The sequence below is a fragment of the Pseudomonas moorei genome (assembly GCF_008801475.1).
Taxonomy (GTDB): domain Bacteria; phylum Pseudomonadota; class Gammaproteobacteria; order Pseudomonadales; family Pseudomonadaceae; genus Aquipseudomonas; species Aquipseudomonas moorei.
Genome location: NZ_VZPP01000005.1, coordinates 317,726 through 337,726 on the forward strand (window position 1 = coordinate 317,726; position 20,001 = coordinate 337,726).

Annotated in this window: 12 protein-coding genes and 3 pseudogenes; 10 read left to right on the plus strand and 5 right to left on the minus strand. The window is 60.6% G+C overall.

What is annotated here, in order from left to right; genetic code table 11:
• The first annotated feature begins 18 nt into the window (after positions 1-18).
• Positions 19-341: pseudogene (locus F7R06_RS11685) on the plus strand (hypothetical protein).
• A 192-nt stretch (positions 342-533) separates the two neighbouring features.
• A complete protein-coding gene (locus F7R06_RS11690; protein ID WP_090328359.1) occupies positions 534-1,373 on the plus strand; it encodes a 23S rRNA (adenine(2030)-N(6))-methyltransferase RlmJ in 840 nt (279 codons plus the stop codon).
• A 123-nt stretch (positions 1,374-1,496) separates the two neighbouring features.
• Here F7R06_RS11690 and msrA read toward each other — a convergent pair whose 3' ends face one another.
• The 5 genes from msrA to aceE form a co-directional block, all read right to left on the minus strand.
• Entirely contained in the window at positions 1,497-2,144 is a 648-nt protein-coding gene (msrA, locus tag F7R06_RS11695) for a peptide-methionine (S)-S-oxide reductase MsrA (RefSeq protein ID WP_090328361.1), read from the minus strand.
• Between the two features lie 123 nt (positions 2,145-2,267).
• Complete coding sequence (locus F7R06_RS11700) at positions 2,268-4,961, minus strand: putative bifunctional diguanylate cyclase/phosphodiesterase (protein ID WP_090328363.1); 2,694 nt, start codon at positions 4,959-4,961, stop codon at positions 2,268-2,270.
• A gap of 188 nt (positions 4,962-5,149) precedes the next feature.
• Positions 5,150-6,550, minus strand: coding sequence for an alkaline phosphatase D family protein (locus F7R06_RS11705; RefSeq protein ID WP_090328366.1), 1,401 nt, complete (start codon positions 6,548-6,550; stop codon positions 5,150-5,152).
• Between the two features lie 280 nt (positions 6,551-6,830).
• Positions 6,831-8,792, minus strand: coding sequence for a dihydrolipoyllysine-residue acetyltransferase (aceF, locus tag F7R06_RS11710; protein WP_090328369.1), 1,962 nt, complete (start codon positions 8,790-8,792; stop codon positions 6,831-6,833).
• An 11-nt stretch (positions 8,793-8,803) separates the two neighbouring features.
• Positions 8,804-11,449, minus strand: a complete 2,646-nt coding sequence (gene aceE / locus F7R06_RS11715) for a pyruvate dehydrogenase (acetyl-transferring), homodimeric type (RefSeq protein WP_090328371.1) — start codon at positions 11,447-11,449, stop codon at positions 8,804-8,806.
• Positions 11,450-11,832: 383 nt separating this feature from the next.
• Between aceE and glnE the strand changes: the two genes are divergently transcribed.
• From glnE to F7R06_RS30900, 8 genes and pseudogenes are all read left to right on the plus strand, one after another.
• Positions 11,833-14,766: a bifunctional [glutamate--ammonia ligase]-adenylyl-L-tyrosine phosphorylase/[glutamate--ammonia-ligase] adenylyltransferase gene (gene glnE, locus F7R06_RS11720; protein WP_090328374.1), complete on the plus strand. Its 2,934-nt coding sequence runs from the start codon at positions 11,833-11,835 to the stop codon at positions 14,764-14,766.
• Positions 14,767-15,046: 280 nt separating this feature from the next.
• Entirely contained in the window at positions 15,047-16,081 is a 1,035-nt protein-coding gene (gene waaF, locus F7R06_RS11725; protein WP_090328377.1) for a lipopolysaccharide heptosyltransferase II, read from the plus strand.
• 1 nt (position 16,082) lies between these two features.
• Entirely contained in the window at positions 16,083-17,144 is a 1,062-nt protein-coding gene (gene waaC, locus F7R06_RS11730; protein ID WP_090328380.1) for a lipopolysaccharide heptosyltransferase I, read from the plus strand.
• Positions 17,144-18,268, plus strand: a complete 1,125-nt coding sequence (locus tag F7R06_RS11735) for a glycosyltransferase family 4 protein (protein WP_090328383.1) — start codon at positions 17,144-17,146, stop codon at positions 18,266-18,268. Before waaC ends, F7R06_RS11735 begins: the two co-directional genes overlap by 1 nt.
• Positions 18,265-19,071, plus strand: a complete 807-nt coding sequence (rfaP, locus tag F7R06_RS11740; protein ID WP_090328385.1) for a lipopolysaccharide core heptose(I) kinase RfaP — start codon at positions 18,265-18,267, stop codon at positions 19,069-19,071. The genes F7R06_RS11735 and rfaP overlap by 4 nt, the downstream gene beginning before the upstream one ends.
• The gene (locus F7R06_RS11745; RefSeq protein WP_090328388.1) at positions 19,071-19,805 is read left to right on the plus strand and encodes a lipopolysaccharide kinase InaA family protein; all 735 of its coding nucleotides are present in this window, start codon (positions 19,071-19,073) and stop codon (positions 19,803-19,805) included. The genes rfaP and F7R06_RS11745 overlap by 1 nt, the downstream gene beginning before the upstream one ends.
• A pseudogene (locus F7R06_RS31445) lies at positions 19,802-19,891 on the plus strand (lipopolysaccharide kinase InaA family protein); the annotation flags it as partial. The gene F7R06_RS11745 and the pseudogene F7R06_RS31445, both read left to right, overlap by 4 nt.
• A 3-nt stretch (positions 19,892-19,894) precedes the next feature.
• A pseudogene (locus F7R06_RS30900) lies at positions 19,895-19,999 on the plus strand (lipopolysaccharide kinase InaA family protein); the annotation flags it as partial.
• Positions 20,000-20,001 lie beyond the last annotated feature (2 nt).

Sequence of the window (20,001 nt, forward strand, 5' to 3'; positions counted from 1 at the left end):
TCTACCAGAGGTTAAAAAATGAAAACCATACATCCCGACCCCCCTACGAAAAACCGACCGCCCATCCCGACAGCCGCTTCATGGCATTGACCAGCAACTGCAGCGACATGCCCACCCTGTTCGTCGACACCCACGCGCCACTCGATGTTTTGTATGACGCGGCCAATCACCGCATTCGCGCCGTCACCCAGGTGCTTGAAAACCTGTCCATGCGCGGTTCGATCGAGTGCGAGTCGTTCATCCTCAGCGACTTCGCCTTGCTCTGCGCCATTTCGTTGCGCGATGGTTGCGATGTGCTGGATGTGGTTGGGAGGCGGTTGCGGGCTCGGCCTGCGCAGTAGCATCGAGCACGGTTCGGTGGCGAGGGAGCGTGCGGTGTGTCAGTTGAAACACGATTGGCAGGTCTTGGGGCTGCTTCGCAACCCAGCGGGAGCCAGCTCCTTCGCCACAGTGGTTGGGTGAACCACTCTGTCGCCAACCCCTGACTTGCCGGCCGGTAAAAGGTAAACTTCCCGGCCTTCGCAGGAGCAGCCATGAATTATCGTCACGCCTTCCATGCCGGCAATCACGCCGATGTGTTCAAACACCTGACCTTGACCCGCCTCATCGCCCTGATGTCGCGCAAGGAGCAGCCGTTTGCCTATCTCGACACCCACGCCGGCATTGGTCTGTATGACCTTCAGGGCGATCAGGCCAGTCGTACCGGTGAGTACCTGGAGGGCATTGCGCGTTTGTGGGATCAGCCGGATCTGCCGATCCTGACCGCCGATTACATGCAGGTGCTGCACGAAATGAACCCGGATGGGCAGTTGCGCTATTACCCGGGCTCGCCGGAGCTGGCGCGGCGTCTGACCCGTCCGCAGGATCGCGTGCTGCTCAATGAGAAGCACCCGGAAGACGGCGTACTGCTCAAGGACAACATGGCCGGTGATCGTCGGGTCAAAGTACACCTGGGCGAAGGCTGGCATGTGCCGCGTGCGATGTTGCCGGTGCAAGAGAAGCGAGCGGTGATGTTGATTGATCCGCCGTTCGAGAAGCTCGATGAGATGCAGCGCTGCGCCGCGTCCTTGAAAGAGGCGATTGGCCGGATGCGGCAAACCGTGGCGGCGATCTGGTACCCGGTGAAGGATCAGCGTGCGTTGCGCCGTTTCTATCAGGACCTGGCCGGTACGGGCGCGCCGAAGTTGCTGCGGGTGGAGCTGCTGGTGCATCCGTTGGATACGCCCAACAGCCTGAACGGTTCCGGGCTGGCGATTGCCAATCCGCCGTGGGGGCTGGAGGAAGAGTTGCGTGAGTTGCTGCCGTGGTTGTCCGAGAAGCTTGGGCAGACCCAGGGCGGGTGGCGCATGGATTGGTTGATTGCCGAGAGTTGATTCTGTACCTGTAGGAGCGAGCTTGCTCGCGAAGGTCGTGAACGATAACGCGTAAACCCGGATGCTTCGCGGTGCACCCGGGTTTTTCGCGAGCAGGCTCGCTCCTACAGGTTTGTTGGCCGATTAAATCGGGCAGGTCACGCCCGTACCGCCAATCCCGCAATAGCCCTCAGGGTTTTTCGCCAGGTATTGCTGGTGATACGCCTCGGCGTAGTAGAAGGTCGGGGCCTCATCGATTTCAGTGGTGATAGTGCCTTTGCCGGCCTTGGTCAGTTCGGCCTGGAATATTTGAGCGCTCTTCTTCGCCGCTTCCAGTTGCTCTGGTTTGGTGGCGTAGATCACCGAGCGGTACTGGGTGCCGATGTCGTTGCCCTGGCGCATGCCCTGGGTCGGGTTGTGCAATTCCCAGAACATCTTCAGCAGCTCTTCGTAGCTGACTTTTTCCGGCTCGTAGACCACGAGCACGACTTCGCTGTGGCCGGTCAGGCCCGAGCAGACTTCTTCGTAGGTCGGGTTCGGCGTGAAACCGCCGGCATAACCCACGGCGGTGCTGTACACGCCTTCACGCTGCCAGAACCGACGCTCCGCGCCCCAGAAGCAGCCCAGGCCGAAGATGGCGAATTCGACGTTGCCGGGGAACGGACCCAGCAGCGGGTTGTGGTTGACGAAGTGTTCGTCCGGCACCTTGATCGGGGTTTCGCGGCCGGGCAGAGCTTGTTCTTTAGTAGGGAGCACGTTTTTGTCCACCAGAATTTCCGAGCGCAGAACCATTATCAGTCCTCTCAGTCAGGTTGAGATGTAAATAATCAGATCGCCAGTGTGCCCAATACCGGCCATTTACGCACTAACCCTGTAGGAGCGAGCTCGCGCCTACAGGTCCATGGGGGCCGCAGGTCAGGCGATCGGGCCGCGCGGGTAGCGTTTGAGCTTTTCGATCAGCTCGCAGCCCGGGATTGGTCTGTCGAACAGGTAGCCCTGGCCAACATCGCAACGATGGCGGCGCAGGAAGGCCAACTGCTGGGCCGTCTCGATGCCTTCAGCCACGACCTTGATTTTCAGGTTGTGGGCCATGGCGATCACCGCGGAGGTGATTTCCATGTCGTCCTGGTTGTCCGGGATTTCGTGGATGAAGCTTCGATCAATCTTAATGATGTCGATCGGGAATTTTTTCAAGTAACTAAGCGACGAATAACCGGTGCCGAAGTCGTCCATGGCCAGGGTCAGGCCCAGGCGCTTGAGCTGGTCGAGTTGCAGGTGGGTGTCTTCGGTGGCTTCCAGCAGCAAGCCTTCGGTCAGTTCCAGCTCCAGCAGGTGCGCGGGCAGGGCTTCTTCCTTGAGGATATTGGCGATGGAAGCCACCAGGTCCGGGTCGGAGAACTGTTTGGGCGACAGGTTGATCGCCACTTGAAGATTGCCCAGCCCCGCAGCCGTCAGTTCCTTGCTCTTGCGGCAGGCCTGGCGGGCGATCCATTTGCCGATGGGAATGATCAGGCCGGTTTCTTCGGCGACGCTGATGAACTGGTCCGGGCGGATCATGCCTTTTTCCGGGTGATCCCAGCGCAGCAGCGCTTCCATCCCCAGCAGGCGGCCGCTGCGCAGGCACAGCTTGGGCTGGTAGAACACGTCGAGTTCGTTCTGGGTCAGGGCGCGACGCAGGTTGTTTTCGACAAACAGCTTGTAGCTGGCCTCGGCGTTCAGGGCTTCGGTGAACACTTGCACCTGATGCTTGCCGTTGGCCTTGGCCTTGTGCAGCGCCAGGCCGGCGTTACGCATCAGGGTTTGCGGGTCGCGCCCGTGCAGCGGTGCACAGGCCAGGCCCACGGAGCCGGTCACGCTGATCAACTGGTTGTCGACGAACATCGGCTTGTCGAGGGTCGCCAGCAGTTGATTGGCCACTTGCTGGCCCACCGAGAGGTCGCTGTTGTCCAGCAGCACGGCGAATTCGTTACTGGCAAAACGCGCCAGGCTGCCGCTTGGAATAAGGCTGTTGCGCAGGCGTCGGGCCAGGCTGATCAGCAGTTTGTCGCCTGTCTGGTGGCCGAGGCTGTCGTTGATCCGCTTGAAGTTGTCGATGTCCACCAGCAACAGGCTGATCGGGGTATCGGTGTCGCGGGCGAAGCGTTCGTCGAGGTTGCGGATAAACGCCGGACGATTGCCCAGGTTGGTCAGGTTGTCGGTGTAGGCCAGGCGCTCGATGCGTTGCTGGGCGAGCTTGGTCTGGGTGATGTCTTCGTAGATGCCGATGTAATGGGTCAGCTCGCGGTTGTCGCCATAGACCTTGGAAATCGACAACTGGCCCCAGTAGGGTTCGAGGTTTTTGCGCCGGCTCTTGAATTCGCCCTGCCAACTGTTGCTCTTGGCCAGCGCCGAGGGCGCGTCGAACAGCAGTTCGCTGAGGTTTTCCAGGGCCGGCAGTTCCGACAGCCGCTGTCCATGGACTTCTTCGGTGCTGTATTGGGTGATCGCGGTGAAGCTCGGGTTGACGTACTCGACCACGCCGTCGCAATTGACCAGCAAAAAGGCGTTGGCACTTTGCTCGACCGCGCGCTGGAACAGGTGCAGGGCGCTGGTGGCGGCGCGCCGGTTGTGATTGCTGATGACCTGGGCGAACTGATCGGCCAGTTCGCCGGCAAAGGCGATTTCGTCCGACTGCCAGGCACGGGTGGCACCGGTTTGCTCCAGGCACAGCACGCCGACCACCTGGCCATCGACGCGGATGCTGGCATCGAGCATCGCATTGACATTGCGCGGGCGCAGGCTTTCGGCCATCTCCCGGGTGCGCGGGTCGTGAATGGCGTTGTGGGCATCGATGGCGCGGCCGGTGTGCAAGGCTTCGAGGTAGTCGGGGAAGTGGCTGACGTCGATGGGCGCCGGCAGCAGGTATTCCCCGCTGATGCGGTGATAGGCCGAGATGGGCACCAGCATCGAGCCTTCGAGGTTCCACAGGCTGGCGCAGTCGATTTCGTAGATGTCACAGGCACTGCGCGTAATCAGCTCGGCGGCTTCTTTCAGGGAGTTGTTGCTGCTGTAGCGCTGGCGGGTCAGCAGCAGGATCAGGTCCTGCTGGGCACGTGCCCGTTCCAGATGCTGCAGTTGTTCCTGCTGGGCGCGCTGGTTGAGTTCCAGGGCAATTTGCAGGCGCGAGTTCTGGGTTTCCAGATCCAGCGCCGGCAGCAGGGGATCGTCTTCGAACAAGCCTTCGACCACCAGCAGGTAACCGCGCAGCAGGTGTCGATTGTGTTGTTTGAAGGGCTCACCCATTTCCAGCAGGCTCAGCGAGCCGGTGGCGGTGTGCAGGGTGTAGCGGATCAGGTAATGCGAGTGTTCGCTCAGTTGTTGCTGGATGGCATCGTGCAGTTGATAGCGCGCTTCCGGCTCCATCAGGCTGGCATAGGGCGAGCCGACCAGAGCGCACAGCTCCATGGCCGGCAGGCCGAACTGGCGTTCGCAATTGGGATCAAGAAACAGCAGCGCCCAGCTTGGCTCATTCAGCCGTTCGAAACGCAGCATGCCGAGCCGCGAGGGCACAGGCAACTGCGTCACTACCTCGGCCACCATACGGCTGGCGGCATCGGGTTGGCTTTTCATTGAGGGAAACTCGCTTCGAATTTGCTGAACGCGCCGGGCTCTCGCCCCTTTACTGTTGCCTGCGGCAAGGTTGCATCATTGCGACACCGACTGACAAGAGACATGAAGGCCAAGTGCTATAAGAATATCTCGGCAGAGGCGCGGATTTCTTCAGTTAATAGCGCAAAAAGTCATCCTGCTTGCCGCTTTCAGCCCTGATGCAATTCAATGCCGGTCGATTGCAGCAGGTTGCCATCCCGATCGTGATAACGCACCTGAATCTGTTCGGTATCGACGATCACATGCGCGAAGTTATCCTGGCTGATCACCTCGCCCGTCAATTCATGCTGATAATCGCCCGCTGCGGTTCGGGCCAGGGGTTGATCGAGGATGAAGGTGGAGGCCTTGGCGTAAGGCAGCATTTTGCTGTTGCACAGCGGTGACGAAACGATGGTGTGGACTTCGAAGTCCGGGTCTTCGCTGTGGGTCAGGCGGCTGGTCAGCGAGCCGTGGACGTCACCGGAAACGAAAATCACATTCTTGATGCGGTGCGTGCGAATCGTCTCCAGCAGTCGCAGCCGTTGCTCGGGAAAGGCTTGCCAGGCGTCATCGTCCGAGCGCTTGCAGTCAGGGTAGAACATCACACTGGTGACCACGAATTTGACGCGGGCCGGGCTGTTGATCAGCCATGTGCACAGCGCGTGTTCCTGCTCGACATCCAGAATGCGTCGGTCGGCGGCCGAAAGATTGCGTCGGGTTCTGCTGTCGGTGACAAACCATTCGATATCGCCTTCCGTGAACTGATACCAATACTTGTGCAGTTCCCTGTTTATTTGACCGGTGGAAGAAAGTTCGTGGGCCGGACTATGGCTGGCTTGATAGAGCTCATAGGCCTTCATTGCATTGGCATATAACAACTCATCGTGTTTGTTTTTGTTGGCTGGCCAGTTGTCTTCGATCTCATGATCATCAAGGATCATGTAAGTGGGCAGTCCTGACATTAACGTTGCAATGTTCGGCTGCGAGAACGCCACGCGATACTTGTGAAGAATGTCCTTGAGTTCCCGGTCGGGGGCAACGAAGTTCAGGTCATCGACGTAGATCTGATCACCCGTCATTAACATCGCGCTGACGGGCGGCTCGGCCTGTTCCAGCAAATTGGATATCGAGGCAAAAATCCTGTCGCCCACATGAGGCGCGGAGGCGATGCCCGCGGTGATGCGCAGATAACGGCAAGACCCCACTATGTAGGCCCTGGGCAGGGTCTGCTGGCTGGAGCGGGTGCGGAAGCGGTGGATCTGTCGCGGCCATTGCAGCGGCAGCTCCTGAACTGTTTCTACGGTGTGCACCGGGTTCATGGGGCTGAACCAGCCGGCCTGATATTCATGGTCGGTGTCGGCGGCAAGATCGTTGAGGGTCATCACTTCGGACATGTCGCGCGTGCTGTCGAGCTTGGCGAAAATGCCTTTTGACCAGTGTTCTTCGCCAAGCCGCCGATAGCGAATTCCGGCAAATACCGGCGCATCCTTTTGTTTATCTGCGCGCAAGAATATGCGTACGTGATTGGTCGTGGTGTGGCCAATAATGGGGCCAACTGTTGGTTTGAACATGTTCGAGTCCGTTCGGCTTTACGCTGATTGATTCAATAAGGTTTTAGTTGGGTGTATTCAGTAATTTCCCAACTAAGACTAGTTATTGGACCTTAAAAAATATCGCGCCGAAATGGACTCAACTTGTGGGCGGTATCAGCCACAAATGTAGGAAGGCATTCTTTTCGATTAAAAATCGCAGGCAAAAAAAGCCCCGCCAAATTGGCGGGGTTGAGGTACGAGCGTGGCGCTCGGAAAACGAAACGCGGCTGGCCCTCCGGGAAAGGAGGGCCGTCCGGTGTTACAGCAGGATGGTACGGATGTCCGCCAGCAGATCGCTCAGACGCTTGGTGAAGCGTGCTGCCGCGGCGCCGTTGATCACACGGTGATCGTAGGACAGCGACAGCGGCAGCATCAGCTTCGGCTGGAAGGCTTTGCCATCCCAGACGGGCTGGATGGTCGCCTTGGAAACACCGAGGATCGCCACTTCCGGCGCGTTGACGATCGGCGTGAAGCCGGTGCCGCCAATGTGGCCGAGGCTGGAAATGGTGAAGCAGGCGCCTTGCATCTCGTCCGACGAGAGCTTCTTGGTCCGGGCTTTTTCAGCCAGGGAAGCGGCCTCGGCGGCCAGTTGCAGCAGGCTCTTCTGGTCAACGTTCTTGATGACCGGTACCAGCAGGCCATCCGGGGTGTCGACGGCGAAGCCGATGTTCACGTACTTCTTGCGGATGATCGCCTTGCCGCTTGGAGCCAGCGAACTGTTGAAGTCCGGCAGTTCCTTGAGCAGGTGCGCGCAGGACTTGAGCAGCAGCGGCAGGATGGTCAGCTTGACGCCGGCCTTCTCTGCAACGGCTTTCTGAGCGTTACGGAACGCTTCGAGTTCGGTGATATCCGCCGAGTCGAATTGCGTCACGTGTGGCACGTTCAGCCAGCTGCGGTGCAGGTTGGCGGCGCCGACCTGCATCAGGCGGGTCATCGGCACTTCTTCGATTTCACCGAAGCGGCTGAAGTCCACGACCGGAATCGGCGGGATGCCCGCGCCACCGGTTGCGCCGGCAGCAGCGGCCGGTGCTTCCTTGGCCTTCTGCATCATGGCTTTGACGTAGACCTGCACGTCTTCCTTGAGGATACGACCGTGCGGACCGCTGGCGCCCACGGCGCTCAGCTCGACACCGAACTCACGGGCCAGTTGGCGCACGGCCGGGCCGGCGTGAACCTTGGCGCCAGGCTTGGCTGGAGCCGCGGCCGGGGCAGCAACCGGTGCGGCGGCGGCAGGAGCGGGAGCAGCGGCTGGAGCTGGAGCGCTCGGTGCAGCTGCGGCCGGTGCCGGAGCAGCGGCCGGGGCGGCGCCTTTGACTTTCAGCTTCAGGATCAGGTCGCCGGTACCGACTTCATCGTCCAGCTTGATCGAAACGCTTTCCACCACGCCAGCGGCAGGCGACGGGATTTCCATGCTCGCCTTGTCGGATTCAAGGGTGATCAGCGACTGGTCGGCTTCAACGCTGTCGCCGGCCTTGACCAGGACTTCGATGATCTTGGCCTTGCCCGACGAACCGATGTCCGGCACGTGGATGTCCTGAACGCTATCGGCCACCGGTGCGGCCGGAGCAGCAGCGGCTGGCGCTGGAGCTGCGGCGGCAGGTGCAGCTGCCTGGGCTGGAGCGGCCGCAGCCGGTGCCGCAGCACCCGCCACTTCCAGGTCCAGAATCAGGTCGCCAGTGCCGACTTCGTCGTTGAGCTTGACGCTGATGGCCTTGACCACGCCCGCGGCAGGCGACGGGATTTCCATGCTCGCCTTGTCGGATTCCAGGGTGATCAGTGACTGATCAGCCTCGACGGTGTCGCCGACCTTGACCTGGATCTCGATGATCTGGGCCTTGCCCGACGAACCGATGTCCGGCACATGCACTTGCTGAACCGAAGCGGCAGCAGGTGCTGCGGCTGGCGCTGGAGCAGCGGCGGCAGGCGCCGGTGCAGCTGGCGCTTTTGCAGCAGGCGCGGCGGCAGCCGCAGGGGCCGCAGCAGCGGCACCTTCGACTTCCAGCTCCAGCAACTCGTCGCCTTCTTTCAGGCGATCGCCCAGCTTCACTTTCAGGCTCTTGATGATACCGGCCTTGGGAGCAGGGACTTCCATGCTCGCCTTGTCCGATTCCAGCGTCAGGATGCTCTGATCGGCTTCGATACGGTCGCCGACCTTCACAAACAGTTCAATTACTTCACCTTCACCGCTGCCGATGTCAGGTACGCGAATGAGTTCGCTCACAGAATCTCTCCTCAGCAGTCCAGTGGGTTGCGTTTTTCCGGGTTGATACCGAACTTGGCGATGGCCTCGGCCACCACTTTAGGTTCGATGTCACCACGGTCAGCCAGTGCTTCCAGGGCTGCCAACACCACGAAATGACGGTCGACTTCGAAGAAATGACGCAGTTTCTTGCGGCTGTCGCTGCGGCCGAAACCGTCGGTGCCCAGGACTTTGAATTCCTTGGACGGTACCCACTGACGGATCTGCTCGGCGAACAGTTTCATGTAGTCGGTAGAGGCGATGACCGGACCTTTACGGCCGTTCAGGCACTCTTCCACATAGCTCAGCTTAGGCTTCTGGCCAGGGTGCAGACGGTTGCTGCGCTCAACGGCCAGGCCATCGCGACGCAGTTCGTTGAAGCTGGTAACGCTCCACACGTCGGCGCCGACGTTGAACTCTTCACGCAGGATCTTCGCGGCTTCGCGGACTTCACGCAGGATGGTGCCGGAGCCCATCAGCTGAACGTGGTGCGCCGCTTCGCGGGTGTCTTCTTCGAGCAGGTACATGCCTTTCTTGATGCCTTCTTCGGCACCGGCCGGCATGGCTGGCTGCTGGTACGACTCGTTCATCACGGTGATGTAGTAGAAGACGTCCTGTTGCTCTTCGGTCATCTTCTTCATGCCGTCCTGGATGATCACCGCCAGCTCGTAGCCGTAGGTTGGATCGTAGGTGCGGCAGTTCGGGATGGTGGCAGCCAGCAGGTGGCTGTGACCGTCTTCGTGTTGCAGGCCTTCACCGTTCAGCGTGGTACGGCCGGCGGTGCCGCCGATCAGGAAGCCACGGGTGCGGCTGTCGCCAGCGGCCCAGGCCAGGTCGCCGATACGCTGGAAGCCGAACATCGAATAGAAGATGTAGAACGGCAGCATTGGCTGGTTATGGCTGGAGTACGAAGTACCGGCAGCGATGAAGGAGCTCATGGCGCCCGCTTCGTTGATGCCTTCTTCGAGGATCTGGCCCTTCTTGTCTTCCTTGTAGAACATCACCTGGTCTTTATCGACTGGCTCGTAGAGCTGGCCAACGGACGAGTAGATGCCCAACTGACGGAACATGCCTTCCATACCGAAGGTACGGGCTTCGTCCGGGATGATCGGAACGATGCGCGGGCCGATTTCCTTGTCCTTGACCAGTTGCGCCAGGATGCGCACGAAGGCCATGGTGGTGGAAATTTCACGGTCGCCCGAGCCGTCGAGGATGGCCTTGAGGGTGTCGAGGGACGGCGTCGGTACGCTGAAGCTTTGCGCGCGGCGCTGTGGCACGAAACCGCCCAGTGCGGCACGGCGCTCGCTCAGGTAACGGGCTTCGGCGCTGTTTGGCTCCGGCTTGAAGAACGGCAGGTTTTCCAGCTCTTCGTCCTTGACCGGAATGTCGAAGCGGTCGCGGAACAACTTCAGGCTGTCGACATCGACTTTCTTGGTGTTGTGCGCGGTGTTCTTCGCTTCGCCGGCACCGGTGCCATAACCCTTGATGGTCTTGGCCAGGATGACGGTCGGTTGTTCTTTGTGGTTGACCGCCTGGTGGTACGCCGCATAGACCTTGTACGGGTCGTGGCCGCCACGGTTGAGTTTCCAGATCTCGTCGTCGGACAGGTCTGCAACCATCGCCTTGAGTTCTGGCGAGTTGAAGAAGTGTTCACGCACGAATGCGCCGTCTTTGGCTTTGTAGTTCTGGTACTCGCCGTCGATGACTTCGTCCATGCGACGTTGCAGGATGCCGTCGACGTCCTTGGCCAGCAGCGGGTCCCAGAAACGGCCCCAGATGACTTTGCTCACGTTCCACTGAGCACCGCGGAACACGCCTTCGAGTTCCTGGATGATCTTGCCGTTGCCGCGAACCGGGCCGTCGAGGCGCTGCAGGTTGCAGTTGATGACGAAGATCAGGTTGTCGAGCTTTTCGCGGCCAGCCAGCGAGATCGCGCCCAGGGATTCCGGCTCGTCACACTCGCCGTCGCCCAGGAAGCACCAGACTTTTTGCTTGCCGGCAGGAATGAAGCCGCGGGCTTCCAGGTACTTCATGAAGCGTGCCTGGTAGATCGCCTGGATCGGGCCCAGACCCATGGATACGGTCGGGAACTGCCAGAAGTCAGGCATCAGCCAAGGGTGCGGGTAGGACGACAGGCCCTGACCGTCGACTTCCTGGCGGAAGTTGTTCATCTGGTCTTCGGTGATGCGGCCTTCCATGAAGGCACGGGCGTAAACGCCTGGCGAGGTGTGGCCCTGGAAGTAGATCAGGTCGCCGCCGTGTTCGTCGGTCGGGGCCTGGAAGAAGTAGTTGAAGCCGATGTCATACAGGGTCGCACTGGAAGCGAAGCTGGAGATGTGACCGCCGAGGTCAGAATCTTTCAGGTTCGTACGCATTACCATGGCCATCGCGTTCCAGCGCACCAGCGAGCGAATGCGGCGTTCCATGAACAGGTCGCCAGGCATGCGTGCTTCGTGGGTAACGGGGATCGTGTTGCGGTAAGGCGTGGTGATGGCGTAAGGCAACTGCGAACCGCTGCGGGTCGCGAGTTCACCCATACGAGTCATCAGATAGTGAGCACGGTCTTCGCCTTCTTTGTCGAGAACCGATTCCAGGGCGTCCAGCCATTCCTGGGTTTCGACGGGATCGAGGTCTTGCATGGCTTGCTCCAGGGCGGAAAGGCTACCAGAATCGGTTGCCTGAGTTAGCGACTGGCCTTGTGGGCAGACGTTATGAATTCTTGGATTGCCGATAGGTTGTTCCGGCGGTGTGTAGTTTTACTACAAATCTTCCGGCATTTCAGCCTTGCTAATGTATATACGAGTAGTAAAACTACAGATGAGCGGCTTGTGGCCCCCGGCTGCGTTGTGAGAATAATCGTTAAGGTTGGTCTTTTTCCAATCGTAAAAGGTGAAAGCTTGATGCTGGATGCCAAAAAAATAGAATTTTCAGCTATTTCTAACTTTTGTTCGACAGTCCTCCAGGTAGTGTGTTTGCAAGATTCACTACATGCAGCCCAATACACGCCGATCAAGGATAGACCATGAGCCTCCCTCCGCTCGCCGAACTGCCCTCCGTTCTGCTGCCGTTTGTCACCCGTGCCGAGCAGTCGTTCCGTACCGCCGTCGGTACTTTGGATGATGACCATGGCCTCTCCACCTGGACTCCGGATCGCTGGGCACAGTTTGCCCGCGTGACCGCCGCCAGCGATTTCGTGATTGAACAGAGTGTTCGTGACCCTTTGATGTTGCTGGATCTGGTGCAGTCCGGCGAACTCGACCGCCACTTCGCTCCCGGCGAGTTGTGCGCGCAGATTGCGGCAGCGGTGAGCGCCGCCGAGACCGAAGAGCAGCTCGGTCGCGCGTTGCGCCGTCAACGTGCCCGTCATCAGGTACGGATTATCTGGCGTGACCTGACCCGCCAGGCCGATCTGGTGCAGACCTGCCGCGACCTGTCGGACATGGCCGACGCCAGCATCGACCAGGCCTATCAGTGGCTGTACTCGCGCCATTGCCAGCAGTTCGGCGTACCTACCGGTCGACGCAGTGGCCAGCCGCAGCAAATGGTTGTCCTGGGCATGGGCAAGCTCGGTGCGGTGGAACTCAACCTTTCGTCGGACATCGACCTGATTTTCGCTTACCCCGAGGGCGGCGAAACCGTCGGCGTGAAACGTCCGCTGGATAACCAGGAATTCTTCATCCGCCTTGGGCAGCGCCTGATCAAGGCCCTGGACCCGATGACCGTCGACGGTTTTGTGTTCCGTGTCGACATGCGCCTGCGGCCTTACGGTTCGGCGGGCGCGCTGGTCCTGAGTTTCAACGCGCTGGAGCAGTACTATCAGGATCAGGGTCGCGACTGGGAACGCTACGCGATGATCAAGTCGCGGGTGGTGGCGGGCGATCAAGTGGCCGGCGCGCAACTGCAAGAGATGCTGCGACCCTTCGTATACCGGCGTTATCTGGACTTCTCGGCCATCGAAGCGCTGCGCACCATGAAGCAACTGATCCAGCAGGAAGTGCGGCGCAAGGGCATGGCCGACAACATCAAGCTGGGCTCCGGTGGCATCCGGGAAGTCGAGTTCATCGCCCAGGCTTTCCAGTTGATTCACGGTGGCCGCGACCTGAGCCTGCAGCAACGTCCACTATTAAAGGTACTGAGCACGCTGGAAGGTCAGGGTTACTTGCCGCCGGCGGTGATCAGCGAGCTGCGCGAAGGCTACGAATTCCTCCGTTACACCGAACATGCGATCCAGGCGATTGCCGACCGCCAGACGCAGATGCTGCCCGATGGCGAGCAGGATCAGGCGCGCATTGCCTTTATGTTGGGGTTCGCCGATTGGGCGGCTTTTCATGAGCAACTGATGTACTGGCGCGGCCGCATTGCCTGGCACTTCGCCCAGGTGATCGCCGATCCCGACGAAGACGATGCCGAAAGCGAAGTGGTGGTCGGTGGTGAATGGCTACCCCTCTGGGAAGAGGCTCAGGATGAAGAGGCGGCCTGTCGCCAGTTGCAGGAGGGTGGTTTCAGCGATGCGCCCAAGGCGCTGAAAGCCCTGGCCAGCCTGCGTGGCAGTCCTCAGCTGCGGGCCATGCAGCGATTGGGGCGCGAGCGCCTCGATGCATTTATCCCGCGGTTGTTGGCTCAGGCCGTGGAGCACGCGAACCCGGATCTGGTGCTGGAGCGGGTGCTGCCACTGGTGGAAGCCGTGGCTCGCCGCTCGGCCTATCTGGTGCTGTTGACCGAAAACCCCGGTGCCTTGCGGCGCCTGCTGACCTTGTGCGCAGCGAGCCCGTGGATCGCCGAACAGATCACCCGCTTTCCGTTGCTGCTCGACGAACTGCTCAACGAAGGCCGGCTGTTCAAACCGCCCCTGGCGCCGGAATTGGCCGCCGAATTGCGCGAGCGCCTGACGCGAATCCCCGAGGACGACCTCGAACAGCAAATGGAAGCCTTGCGCCATTTCAAACTGGCGCACCGCTTGCGGGTTGCTGCATCGGAAATCGCCGGCAGCCTGCCACTGATGAAAGTCAGCGATTACCTGACCTGGCTCGCCGAAGCGATTCTGGAGCAAGTGCTGGCCCTGGCCTGGCGTCAGACCGTGGCCAAGTACGGTACGCCACTGCGCAGCGACGGCACGTTGTGCGATCCCGGCTTCATCATTGTCGGTTATGGAAAGGTCGGCGGCCTGGAATTGGGGCATGGTTCGGACCTGGATCTGGTGTTCATCCACGATGGCGATCCGCAAGCGGAGACCGATGGGCCGAAGCCTATCGATGGGGCGCAATTCTTTACCCGCCTGGGGCAACGGATCATTCACTTGCTGACGGCCCAGACCAACTCCGGTCAACTCTATGAAGTGGATATGCGCCTTCGACCGTCAGGTGCGGCGGGGTTGCTGGTGAGTTCGCTGGGGGCTTTTGCCCGCTATCAGGAAAATGAAGCCTGGACCTGGGAGCATCAGGCATTGGTGCGGGCCCGGGTGTTGGTGGGCAGCGAGGATGTTGGCCGCGCATTCGAACAGGTTCGCGCGGCGATCCTGGGCAAAACGCGTGATTTGCCGACCCTGCGCCAGGAGGTCAGCGAGATGCGCGCCAAGATGCGCGACAACCTCGGCAGCAAGAGCACCGCCGCCGGCACCGGGGCAAATGCCTTCGAGGCCACGGCGCCGTTCGATCTCAAGCAGGACGCCGGAGGTATCGTCGATATTGAATTTATGGTGCAATACGCGGCCCTGGCGTGGTCCGAAACACATCCGGCATTGCTGCGCTGGACGGACAATATCCGGATTCTGGAAGAGCTGGAGCACGAAGGCCTGATGCCCGCCGAAGATACCAGCCTGTTGCGTGAAGCCTATAAGGCGTACCGCTCCGCCGCCCACCGGCAGGCCTTGCAGAAGGACCCGGGGGTGATTCCCGGCGACCAGTTCGCGGACGAACGGCGACAGGTCATGCGGATCTGGAAAGAGCTGGGGTTGTAGAAGCGAGCTTGCTCGCGATGGTGGTTAACGATGACTCGGCTAACCTGATACCCCGCGCAGTCCTCAGGTTCATCGCGAGCAGGCTCGCTCCCACAGGGATTAGTGGTGATGTGTAGATTGAGGCACCCATACCCAATGTGGGAGCGAGCCTGCTCGCGATAGCGGAGTGACAGTCGACAGCAATGTTGAAAGTGATGACCCATCGCAAGCATGCGTTGCCCCTGCAGAGATTCTCGAGGCGGGGAGGCGTAAAGCCTCCCCGGATCGTTTTGGAAACCACATGAAAATTCTGATCGTTGGGCCCAGTTGGGTCGGTGACATGGTGATGGCGCAGACACTGTTTCAGTGTCTCAAGCAACGCCACCCGCAATGCGAAATCGACGTGCTGGCCCCCGAGTGGAGCCGGCCGATTCTTGAGCGCATGCCCGAAGTCCGCCAGGCCCTGAGCTTTCCGCTCGGTCACGGCGTGCTGGAGCTGGCGACGCGTCGGCGTATCGGCAAATCCCTGGCCGGTCAGTACGACCAGGCGATCCTGTTGCCCAATTCCCTGAAGTCGGCGCTGGTGCCGTTCTTCGCCGGCATCCCCAAACGCACCGGTTGGCGCGGCGAATTCCGTTACGGCCTGCTCAATGATGTGCGCACGCTGGACAAGGAACGTTACCCGCTGATGATCGAGCGCTTCATGGCCCTGGCGTACGAGCCGGGTGTCGAATTGCCCAAACCTTACCCGCGACCGAGCCTGCAGATCGACCCGGTGACCCGCGAAGCGGCACTGGCCAAGTTCGGTCTGGCTCTCGATCGTCCGGTGCTGGCGCTGTGTCCGGGCGCCGAGTTTGGCGAATCCAAGCGCTGGCCGTCGGAGCACTACGCCAAGGTTGCCGAAGCGAAAATCCGCGAGGGTTGGCAAGTCTGGCTGTTCGGTTCGAAAAACGATCATGCCGTGGGCGAAGACATTCGTTCGCGCCTGATTCCCGGTTTGCGTGAAGAGTCGGTGAACCTCAGTGGCGGCACTTCGCTGGCCGAGGCGATCGATCTGCTGTCCTGCGCCGACTCGGTGGTGTCCAACGATTCCGGCCTGATGCACGTCGCCGCCGCACTGAACCGGCCGCTGGTGGCAGTCTACGGTTCGACTTCGCCGGGTTTTACGCCGCCGCTGGCCGAGCACGTCGAAATCGTGCGCCTGGGCATCGAATGCAGCCCTTGCTTCGATCGCACCTGCCGATTCGGCCATTACAACTGCCTGCGCCAGCTCATGCCGCAGGCAGTGAACGAAGCCTTGCAGCGGTTGCAGGGCACTGTGGTCGAGGTTCAATAGTTTGCGGGTACTGCTGATCAAGACTTCATCGCTGGGCGACGTGATTCACGCGTTGCCGGCGTTGACCGATGCGGCGCGGGCGATTCCCGGCATCAAATTCGACTGGGTGGTGGAGGAGGGGTTCGCCGAGATCCCGACCTGGCACCCGGCGGTGGGCAAGGTGATTCCGGTGGCGATCCGTCGCTGGCGCAAGAACATCTGGCAAACCATCAAGAGTGGCGAGTGGAAGCGCTTCAAGCAAAGCGTTCGTGCGACCCGGTACGACCTGGTCATTGATGCCCAGGGTCTGCTGAAAAGTGCCTGGCTGACCCGTTACGTCAAGGCGCCGGTGGCCGGCCTGGACAAGAGCTCGGCACGCGAGCCGATCGCTGCGCGTTTCTATGATCGGCGCCTGGCGGTTGCCCGTGGCCAGCATGCGGTGGAGCGAGTTCGCCAGTTGTTCGCCATCGCCCTCGGCTACGACCTGCCCAAGGGCTTGGGCGATTACGGCCTGAGCGTCGAGCGCCTCGTGGAGTTGCCGCGCAAGAACCCCTACGTGCTGTTTCTACACGGCACCACTTGGGACACCAAGCACTGGCCCGAAGCCTACTGGCGCGAGCTGGCCGAACGTGTCGGTTATCTGGGCGTCGGGGTGAAGTTGCCCTGGGGCAATGCCATCGAGAAGGCCCGCGCCGAGCGCATTGCCAAAGACATGAAGCACGTCGAAGTGCTGCCCAAACTGAATCTGGCCGGTGTCGGCAAAGTGCTGGCCGGCGCACAGGCCTGCGTGGCAGTGGACACCGGCCTGGGGCACCTGGCCGCTGCACTGGACGTGCCGACGCTGTCATTGTTCGGCCCGACCAATCCTGGCCTGACCGGAGCCTATGGCAAGTCGCAGATCCACATCGCCAGCGACTTCCCTTGCGCGCCTTGCCTGCAAAAAAAATGCACCTATCAACCGACGGCCGAAGACGCCCGTCGGTTTGACCTGAAACGCGAGTGGCCGCTGTGCTTCACGCGTCTGAATCCCGAGCGTGTCGCGAGCCGACTGAGCACGTTGTTACTGGCTGAGGAGCTGCGCTGATGCAATTGGCATTTGTCCTGTACAAATATTTTCCCTTTGGCGGCTTGCAGCGCGACTTCATGCGCATTGCCCTGGAGTGCCAAAAGCGTGGCCACCAGATTCGCGTCTACACGTTGATCTGGGAAGGCGACGTGCCGCCGGGCTTCGAAGTGCTGGTAGCGCCGGTCAAGGCTTTGTTCAACCATCGGCGCAACGAAAAACTCAGCGCGTGGATGGAGGCGGACCTGGCCAAGCGTCCGGTCGACCGTTTGATCGGCTTCAACAAAATGCCGGGCCTGGATGTCTACTACGCCGCCGACGGCTGCTTCGAAGACAAGGCGCAGAATCTGCGTAATTCGCTGTACCGGCGCTGGGGGCGTTACCGCCACTTTGCCGAGTACGAACGCGCGGTGTTCGCCAGGGATGCCAAGACCGAAATCCTGATGATTTCCGAAGTGCAGCAGCCGTTGTTCATCAAGCACTACGACACGCCGCTCAAGCGCTTCCATCTGCTGCCACCGGGCATTGCCCAGGACCGGCGGCGCCCGGCCGATGCGGACGACATCCGCGCCGGCTTCCGAGCCGAATTCAGCTTGAAGGATGATGAGTTGCTGTTGGTCCAGATCGGTTCCGGTTTCAAGACCAAGGGTGTGGATCGCAGCCTCAAGGCCCTGGCCGCATTGCCCGCTGATCTGAAGAAACGCACCCGGCTGTTTGTAATCGGCCAGGACGACCCCAAGTTATTCCAGATGCAAAGTGCCACGCTGGGACTCGGCGACAACGTGACGTTCCTCAAGGGGCGCAGCGATATTCCGCGTTTCCTGCTCGGTGCCGATCTGTTGATCCACCCGGCGTACAACGAAAACACCGGCACCGTGCTGCTTGAGGCGCTGGTGGCCGGGTTGCCGGTGCTGGTGAGTGCGGTATGCGGTTACGCCCACTACATTGCCGAGGCCGATGCCGGCCTGGTGCTGGATGAGCCGTTCGATCAATCGCAGTTGAACCAGTACCTGACCGGCATGCTGAATGACGCTCAGGCACGGGCGGCCTGGAGCCGCAATGGTGTGGCCTTCGCCGAGACGGCCGACCTCTATAGCATGCCGCAGCACGCGGCTGATGTGATTCTGGCGGAGCACGCTGAATGAAGTTGATGCTGGCTGAACCGTTCAAGAGCCTCTGGGCCGGACGCGACCCGTTCGCCGAAGTCGAGGGGCTGCAGGGCGAGGTGTACCGCGAACTGGAAGCTCGCCGCACCCTGCGCACTGAAGTGGACGGCAACGGGTTCTTCGTGAAAATTCACCGTGGCATCGGCTGGGGCGAAATCTTCAAGAACTTGCTCACCGCCAAATTACCGGTGCTCGGCGCGGGCCAGGAGTGGAAAGCCATCCAGCGTCTGCAGGAAGTCGGGGTCCCGACCATGACCGCTGTGGCTTACGGCGAAAAGGGCAGCAACCCGGCAGACCAGCACTCGTTCATCGTCACCGAAGAACTGGCACCGACTGTCAGTCTCGAAGATTTCAGCCTCGATTGGGTCAAGCAGCCGCCCGAGCCACGGCTCAAGCGCGCGCTGATCGCCGAAGTGGCGCGTATGACCGGCATGATGCACCGCGCCGGGGTCAACCATCGCGACTGCTACATCTGTCACTTCCTGCTGCACACCGACAAACCGGTGACCGCGGATGACTTCAAGCTCTCGGTGATCGACCTGCACCGCGCCCAGACCCGACCGGCGATCACCCGGCGCTGGCGCGACAAGGATCTGGCGGCGCTGTATTTCTCGGCGCTGGACATCGGATTGACCCGGCGCGACAAACTGCGCTTCCTCAAAGGTTATTTCCAGCGACCGCTGCGCCAGATCCTGGCGGAAGAAGGCCCGCTGCTGGCGTGGCTTGAAGGCAAGGCCAACAAGCTTTACGAGCGTAAACAGCGCTACGGGGATGCGCTCTGATGTCGGGCTGGAAACTGGAACCGGCTTACAGCGACCTGGCAGATGACTTCGGTAGTCTTGATGCTGTGTTTGCGCTCAAAGGCGAGCAGCTGACCCTCGATCCGCTGTCCGAGGTCATTCGCATTCGGCGCAATGGCGTCAACTATTACGTCAAGCGCTATGTCGGTGCAGGCAAAGGCCTGCGTCGCTACCTCGGCAAGCCGAGGGTGAAGATGGAGTGGCAGAACCTCAAGCGCTTCGCCAAGTGGGGCATTCCCACTGCCGAGGTGGTGGCGTGGGGGCTGGAGCGACGCGGCGCGGCCTATGATCGTGGGGCAATGATCACCCGTGAATTGCCCCATACCGAAGACCTGTCGGTATTGGCCAACCGGCGCGATCCGAAGCTTGCGGACCGTGCCTGGGTCGAAGCGGTCAGTCGTCAATTGGCCGACTACACCCGGACCATGCACGATCACCGGTTCACCCATAACGATCTGAAGTGGCGCAACCTGCTGATCGACGATCAGGCCAGACTGTTTCTGATCGACTGCCCCAATGGGGATTTCTGGCGCGGTTTCTGGCTCAAGTACCGTATTACCAAGGACCTGGCGTGTCTCGACAAGGTTGCCAAGTATCACCTGTCGGCGACCCAGCGCCTGCGCTTTTACCTGCAATACAGGCAAAGGACCCGCCTCACCGCTGCGGATAAAAAGCGGATCCGGCATGTGGTGAGATTTTTCGAGGGGCGTGAATGACTGATTTTCTGGCCGCTGAAGACCATGCGCAGCTTGAGCGTCATGGCCTTGGCTCTTTCGACGCGCTCTGGACCCTGCAGCTTGATGACGACTTGAAAAAGCCCCGGCCTTTGTTATTGGGCCAGCGCGACCGGATCAAGGATCCGGAGCCGTTACTGCGTCGGGCGTCCGAGTGGAGCGAATATCACATGCGCGG